General features: G+C 67.3%; 3 protein-coding genes. 2 read left to right on the top strand and 1 reads right to left on the bottom strand.

Features of this window, described 5'->3' with window-relative positions:
- The first annotated feature begins 384 nt into the window (after positions 1-384).
- Positions 385-4,089 carry a PAS domain-containing protein gene (locus K2Y56_RS08765; protein ID WP_292506992.1) on the top strand — a complete coding sequence of 1,235 codons (3,705 nt, stop codon included), beginning with the start codon at positions 385-387 and terminating at the stop codon, positions 4,087-4,089.
- Between the two features lie 69 nt (positions 4,090-4,158).
- On the opposite strand, the gene K2Y56_RS08760 is transcribed toward K2Y56_RS08765, so the two are convergent.
- Complete coding sequence (locus K2Y56_RS08760; RefSeq protein ID WP_292506991.1) at positions 4,159-6,306, bottom strand: sodium-translocating pyrophosphatase; 2,148 nt, start codon at positions 6,304-6,306, stop codon at positions 4,159-4,161.
- Between the two features lie 369 nt (positions 6,307-6,675).
- Here K2Y56_RS08760 and K2Y56_RS08755 point away from each other — a divergent pair, with 369 nt between their 5' ends.
- Positions 6,676-7,707 (top strand): Atu2307/SP_0267 family LLM class monooxygenase, encoded by a 1,032-nt coding sequence (locus K2Y56_RS08755; RefSeq protein ID WP_292506993.1) that lies wholly within the window; start codon positions 6,676-6,678, stop codon positions 7,705-7,707.
- Positions 7,708-7,714 lie beyond the last annotated feature (7 nt).

The following is a 7,714-nucleotide window of genomic DNA, read 5'->3' as shown; positions in this document are numbered from 1 at the left end:
CGGTCTCGTCGCAGGGTGGCGCCAGGGCCTGGGCAGGACTTGGGGCGGCCGCCCCCCAGACGGTGACGGTAAGGAAGGCCGAGGCCGGAAGAAGGCGGCGGAGCCGGTTGGGACGCATCGTTGGTCCTCTTCGATGGGGCGAGGTCCCCGCACTTCGGCCGCGGCATTGAACGAGATCGGCCCGAGGCGCTCGAACTTGCTGACATCGGAGCCGTAGCCCCCCATGATGCCGCAGCCTTGCCAGATCTCGTCAATCTGTTTGTGCGAAAACGGAGCTGGACGACGCGAGCGCCGAAGGATCCGCGGGATCCGGGGCAGCGATCGTGACCTATCCCACCGCCCGGAATCGGCGGCGCCGACCGACCGCGGAAAGGGCCGAAGCGGGTGTACGATCTGTTTCCCGTCGCCGCAAACGAGGCGGAGCGCCTCGCCGCTCTGCGTGACCTCGCGATCGTCGGAACCGAAGCGGAGGCGCATTTCGATGCGGTCTGCCGAACGGCGGCTGCCCTGTTCGACCTGCCCATCGCGCTGATCTCCCTGATCGAGGAGGATCATCAATGGTTCAAGGCACGGTGCGGCCTCGCCGTCGATCGAACCAGTCGCGACCTCGCGTTCTGCAACCATGCGGTGCTCTCCGATGCCGTGATGGTGGTCGAAGACGCGCGGGAGGATCCGCGCTTCGCCCATAACGCTTTGGTCACCGGGGCTCCGCATATCCGGTTCTATGCCGGCGCTCCCCTCGTCATCGAGGCGGGAATCCGGATCGGTTCGCTCTGCGTGATTGACATCGAGCCGCGAAGGTTCTCGGCGGATCAATGCCGCCAACTCGAGGATCTCGCGAAGGTCGTTGTGGCGCATTTGCGGCTGCACACGGCCAACCTGCGGCAACAGCGGCAGAACGCGGAGCGCACGGCCCGCGAGGACGTCATCAATGCCCAGGCCTCCACTCTGCGAGAGCGCGATAAGGCCCTCACCGAGACCAACCGACTGCTGTTGATGGCCGAGCAACTGGCTCAGATCGGACATTGGCGGCTTGAGGTTCCGGACGGGCACCGGACATGGTCCGCCGAGATGTTCCGGATCTTCGGGCTCGACCCGGCTTGCGAGGTTCCGAGGCCGGAAGAGGCCATCCATTACTATCGGTCGGTGGACCGGCCGCGCATCGAGGCGCTTTTCGCCGCGGCGGTGGCTGATAGGACAGACTTCAGCTTCGAGACGACACTGTTTCGGCCGGGCGGAGAGGCCAGGGCAGTCATCGTGCGCGGAACCTACGAGGGCATGAAGAACGATCGGGCGACCTTCGCCGGCGTGATCATGGACGTCACCGACCTGAAATCCGTCGAGTATCGGCTGCGGGAGAGCGAGGGACGCTTCCATCACCTCTCCGACAACTCGACCGACATGATCACGCAACTCGACCTCGAGGGGCGACGGATCTACGTCTCGCCCGCGTCCACGGACCTGCTCGGCTACGCCCCGGCCGAGCTCCTCGGCATGCGTCCTCTCGACAACATGCATCCCGACGACGTCCCGGCGTTCCGTGCGCTGGTCGAGCAGCTCCTCGCCGGGGACGAGAGTCGCGCCGTGAGCGTCAATCGCCTGCGCCACCGCGACGGGCGCTGGATCTGGATCGAAGCGTCGATCCACGTCCTCAGGGATTCATCAGGGCAGCCGGAAGGCCTGCTCTCCTCCGTCCGCGACACCACCGAGAGGCGCCGCGCCGAGGAGGCTCTGCGCGAGAGCGAGACCCGGTACCGCATCCTGGCCGATACGCTGCCGCAGATCGTCTGGATCATGGATCGCGAGGATCGCGCCACGATCTATGCCAACGGGCGTTTCGAAGCCTATCACGGGGTGATCGGTGCGAGCCTCCAGGAGCGCATGACGCGCTACCATCCGGACGACCTCCCGGTGATCATGCGCGCCTGGAACGACGGGATCGTCGCCCGAGGCGGCTGGGAGGCCGACATCCGGCTCCTGCGCCATGACGGGGTGTTCCGCTGGCACAAGCTGATGATCGTACCGATCCACCTTGGCGGCGAGGTGGCGAGCTGGCTCGGGACCGCCCTCGACATCCACGACTTGGTGACGGCGCGCGAGGCGCTCCTCCGATCGAGCGACCTTCTGCGCATCGCAACGGAGGCGGCCGGAGCGGGAACCTGGGACATCCACCTCGCTCTCGGCAACGGCATCGTGCTTTCGCCCGAGAGCGCCGCGATGCATGGCCTCGACGGAAGCGCCCCGGTGGCCCTGGCCGCGGAGGATTGGAACGCCCTGATCCATCCGGAGGATATCGGGCGGATCTGGGTCGAGGTCGATCGGTCCCTCAAAGCCAGGGAGACCTATTCGGCCGAGTTCCGGGTGCGCTTGCCCGACGGCGGCGTCCGCTGGGTCCACGGTATCGGAAGGGCCTATTACGACCCTCACGGACAGCCCGTACGGATGATCGGGCTCAACTTCGACATCGGCAATCGCAAACGCGTCGAAGAGGCCCTGATCAAGGCCGGGCAAGCGGCCGAGAGCGCCCGGCTGGAGGCCGAGAAGGCGAGCGCGGCCAAGACCGACTTCCTCGCTGCCATGAGCCATGAGATCCGCACGCCGCTCAACAGCATCCTAGGCTATACCGAGATGCTGTTGGAGGCACCCGATCGGGGGCCGGAGGACCGAAGCAAGCTCACCCGCATCCTCGGATCGGGGCGGGCCCTGCTGACCATCGTCAACGACGTCCTCGACTTCTCGAAGATCGAGGCCGGCGGTGTCGAGCTCGAACCGGAGACCTTCGGTCTCGACGGGCTCGTGGCCGACACCATGTCGATGATCAGCGGACTCGTCCAGGACAAGCCCCTCGCGCTGCAGACCGCCATCGATCCCGCCTTGCCGCAGGGTCTCGTCGGTGACCAGAACCGCTTGCGCCAAGTGCTCCTGAACCTCCTCAACAACGCCGTGAAGTTCACCCATGCGGGCGAGGTGACGCTGAGCCTCCGGTGCCTGGAGCGTCGTGGGGACAGGGTGCAACTTCGCTGCGAGGTCACCGATACCGGCATCGGCATCCCCGAGGACAAGCGGGACAGGCTGTTCCAGCGCTTCAGCCAGGTCGACGGCTCGATCTCGCGCCGTTTTGGCGGCACAGGCCTCGGGCTCGCCATCAGCAAGAGCCTCGTCGAACTGATGGGCGGCACCATCGGGGTCGAGAGCCGCTCCGGCCTCGGTTCGACCTTCTGGTTCACGGTGGAACTCGGAATCGGCGAGGTCATGCCGGCCCTGGAGGCGGATTCGGGTTCCGCAGCAATGCCGCCTCACGCCGCCCGCATCCTCCTCGTCGAGGACGTCGCCATGAACCAAGAGATCGCCAAGGCGATCCTTGCCGGCGCGGGCCATCACGTCGTCCTCGCGACCGACGGCGCCGAAGCGATTCACGCCGTCCAGCGCGCCGCCTACGACATCGTCCTGATGGACGTGCAGATGCCCGTAATGGACGGGCTCGAAGCCACCGCCCGAATCCGGGCGCTGGGCGGCACCCTCGCCGAGATCCCCATCATCGCCCTGACGGCGAACGTGCTGGGAGAGCAGATCGCCGCGTTCCGGGCGGCCGGAATGGTCGATCATATCGGCAAGCCGTTCCGCAAGGCCGACCTGCTCTCGGCGGTCGCCCGATGGGTCCCGGCTCCGAGCGTTGATGCCTCGCTGGCGTCGGAGGGTCCGGCGGCGTTCGACCAGGATACGATCGACGACCTGATCGATCTCCTTGGCCGCGAGAAGCTCGCGCGAATGCTGGCTGACCTCGAACGCCACCTTGCCAGCGGTTTCGTGCTCGATCCGGAGACGCAGCGTGCGATAGTGACGTGCGACGCCGATCTCGCCGGTAGTGCGCACAAGCTCGTCTCCTCGGCAGGAATGCTCGGCTTTAGCCCATTGTCAGGTGCCTGCCGGACCTTCGAAGGCATCCTCCACACCGGAGCCTCGACGCCGGCCGAGGTCGAGACCGTCGCACAGGAGAGCCTGCTCGCGCTCCAGGCGCTGGCGGTCCTGCGCCGCAGCTTGGTGGCTTCGGCCGAGAACGCGGCGATGCTGGAGCGGCTGGGCTCCTGAACGGCCCAGCCAAACGAGAACGGGCGCCCCGAAGGACGCCCGTTTCCGGCCTAGCGTCGTGCCGATGGCTCAGAGATGCGCCAGCACCGCGAGCAGCAGCAGCGCGATGATGTTGGTGATCTTGATCGCCGGGTTCACGGCGGGGCCCGCCGTGTCCTTGTAGGGGTCGCCGACGGTGTCGCCGGTCACGGCCGCCTTGTGGGCCTCGGAGCCCTTGCCGCCATGATGCCCGTCCTCGATGTACTTCTTGGCGTTGTCCCAGGCACCGCCGCCGGAGGTCATCGAGACCGCGACGTAGAGGCCCGTGATGATGACGCCCATCAGCATCGCGCCGACGGTGGCGAAGGCCTGTCCCTTGCCGGCGATCGCCTGAATCACGAAGAACAGGACGATCGGCGAGAGCACCGGCAGCAGCGAGGGCAGGATCATCTCCTTGATCGCAGCCTTCGTGAGCATGTCCACGGCCCGGCCGTAATCGGGCCGGACGGCTCCGGTCATGATGCCGGGGTTCTCGCGGAACTGGCGGCGGACCTCCTCGACCACGGCGCCGGCTGCACGCCCGACCGCCGTCATCGCCATCCCGCCGAATAGGAACGGGATCAGGCCGCCGAGCAGGAGCCCGACCACGACGTAGGGGTTCATCAGGGTGAAATCGACGCTGACGCCCTGGAAGAAGCGGTACTGCGTCGGGCTGGCGTTGGCGATGAAGTAGTTCAGGTCCGAGGTGTAGGCGGCGAACAGCACCAGCGCGCCGAGGCCGGCCGAGCCGATCGCGTAGCCCTTGGTGACTGCCTTGGTGGTGTTGCCGACGGCATCGAGGGCGTCGGTGGACTTGCGTACCTCCGGCGGCAGGCCCGCCATCTCGGCGATTCCGCCGGCATTGTCTGTGACCGGGCCGAAGGCGTCGAGGGCGACGATGAAGCCGGCGAGCGCCAGCATGGCGGTGACCGCGATGGCGATACCGAAGAGGCCCGCCAGCGAGTAGGTCGCGATGATGCCGGCCACGATGACGATGGCAGGCAGGGCGGTCGATTCCAGCGAGATCGCCAGGCCCTGGATCACGTTGGTGCCGTGACCGGTCACCGAGGCGTCGGCGATCGACTTCACCGGACGATAGTTGGTGCCGGTGTAGTACTCGGTGATGACCACGATCAGCGCCGTGATGACGAGGCCGATCACCGCGCAGCCGAGCAGGGCACCCGACGTGAAGGTGACGCCGGCGGAGGTCGTGAAGGCGGTGGAGAAGCCGCCGAACAGGGCGAGGTTGACGAGTGCGATGGCGCCGATCGAGAGGATGCCAGCCGCGGCGAGGCCCTTGTAGAGGGCACCCATGATCGACTGGTTGGCCGAGAGCCGGACCGCATAGGTGCCGGCGATCGAGGTCAGGATGCAGGACGAGCCGATCGCCAGCGGATAGAGCAGCATGGCTTCGAGGACGTTGCGCCCCCCGACGTCGGTCTGGCCGGCAAAGAAGATCGCGGCGAGCACCATCGTGGCGACGATCGTCACCGCATAGGTCTCGAAGAGGTCGGCAGCCATGCCGGCGCAATCGCCGACATTGTCGCCGACATTGTCGGCGATGGTGGCCGGGTTGCGCGGGTCGTCCTCGGGAATCCCGGCCTCGACCTTCCCGACGAGATCCCCGCCGACATCGGCGCCCTTGGTGAAGATGCCGCCGCCGAGGCGGGCGAAGATCGAGATCAGCGAGGCGCCGAATCCGAGCGCCACGAGGGCATCGATGACCTCGCGGCTGGCCGGTGCCAGGCCTACAATGCGGGTGAGGTAGCCGTAATAAAGCGCGACCCCGAGGAGGGCGAGGCCGGCCACCAGCATACCGGTGACGGCGCCCGACTTGAAGGCGACGTCGAGGCCGGCGCCCAGCGAGGACGAGGCGGCCTGGGCGGTACGGACGTTCGCGCGCACCGAGACGTTCATGCCGATGAAGCCGGCGGCGCCGGACAGTACGGCCCCGATCAGGAAGCCGATGGCGACCTTGATCCCGAGAAAATAGGCGAGTGCCGCGAAGAGCACGATCCCGACGATGCCGATGGTGGTGTACTGGCGGCGCAGATAGGCCTGGGCGCCCTCGGCAATGGCGCCGGCGATCTCCTGCATGCGCTGGGTGCCGGCGTCCCGCCGCATCAGCGTGGAAATGGTCACGATGCCGTAGGCGACGGCGCACAGCCCGCCTCCGATGATCAGCAGCAATGCGGTCATTCTGTCGTCCTTGGGCGGTTGTTATGATGTTTCCCGAGCTTGGCTTGGCGTAGCCATGGGACGTGACGCTCGGTTCTGTCGCCTTCCTCCCCGGAAGTGCCCGCCCTGCTTGCCAAACTTCAAGCGCCAGCGCAAACGGTCACGGTGGCTGCGAACAGGGTTCGTTGGTGCAATGCGGCGAGGGGTCGGGCGCGATCAGTACCGGCGCGGCGGAACGACGACGATCGGGTCACTCGCTCCGAGCGCCGACGCCGGTTGAGGTCTGCACGGCCGCGACGCCGCGGCAACTCCAGGCGCACCGAAGGCGGCCAAGGTGGCAGCCTGACGGAGCCCCGATCGAGCCATGTCCAACGGAGAGACACGATGGCCCTGGAACTCGGCGTCGACAGCTTCGCGTCTCTGGTGCCCGACGAAACGGGTCGGATGCCGGCTCCCACGGAGCTGATGAGCAACCTCATCAGGGAGATCGAGCTCGCCGACGAGGTCGGCCTCGACGCCTTCGGCATCGGCGAGCATCACCGCGCCGACTTCATCGACTCCGCTCCAGCCATCATCCTCGCCGCAGCCGCGGCGCGCACGCGGGCCATCCGCCTGCACAGTGCCGTCACGGTGCTGAGCGCGGCCGATCCGGTGCGGGTATTCCAGGACTTCGCCACCCTCGACCTGATCTCCCAGGGACGCGCCGAGATCGTCGCGGGCCGCGGCTCCTTCGTCGATGCCTATCCCCTGTTCGGCCTGAACCTCGACCATTACGACGAGCTCTACGCCGAGAAACTCGGGCTTCTGCTGGAGCTCAGGGCTCGGACGCACGTCACCTGGTCGGGCCGGTTTCGGCCGAGCCTGACCGATCAGGGCGTGTTTCCGCGCCCGCACCAGGCGGAGATCCCGATCTGGGTCGGCGTAGGCGGCACTCCTGCCTCGTTCGTGCGGGCGGGAACGCTCGGCCTGCCTCTCATGGTCGCGATCATCGGCGGGTCGTTCGCGCGGTTCCGATCGCTGGTGGATCTCTACCGGGAGGCGGGCCGCCGCGCCGGCCATCCACCCGAGCGGCTGCGGGTGGGCGTCCACGCCATGGGTTTCCTCGGAGAGACGGCAGGGGAGGCCAGGGACGCCTTCTATCTCGGCTGGGTCTACATGTTCACCAAGCTCGCCAAGGAGCGGGGACGGTTCGACGTCTCACGCGAACATTTCGATGCCCTGTGCGGGCCGGGCGGGGCCTTCCTGATCGGCGACCCCGAGACGGTCGCCGACAAGGTTCTCGCAGCGAGCGAGGCCCTGGGTGGGCTCTCGCGCGTAAACTTCCAGATGAGCGTCGCCTCGGGACAACACACCGCCATGCTGCGATCGATCGCGCTTCTCGGAAGCGGTGTGGCGCCCCTCGTGAGAGGCGCGACGGCTTGAGCGCTCC

The organism is Methylobacterium sp. (assembly GCF_019745455.1).
Lineage (GTDB): Bacteria > Pseudomonadota > Alphaproteobacteria > Rhizobiales > Beijerinckiaceae > Methylobacterium.
This window is presented reverse-complemented; position numbering and strand designations above follow the sequence as displayed.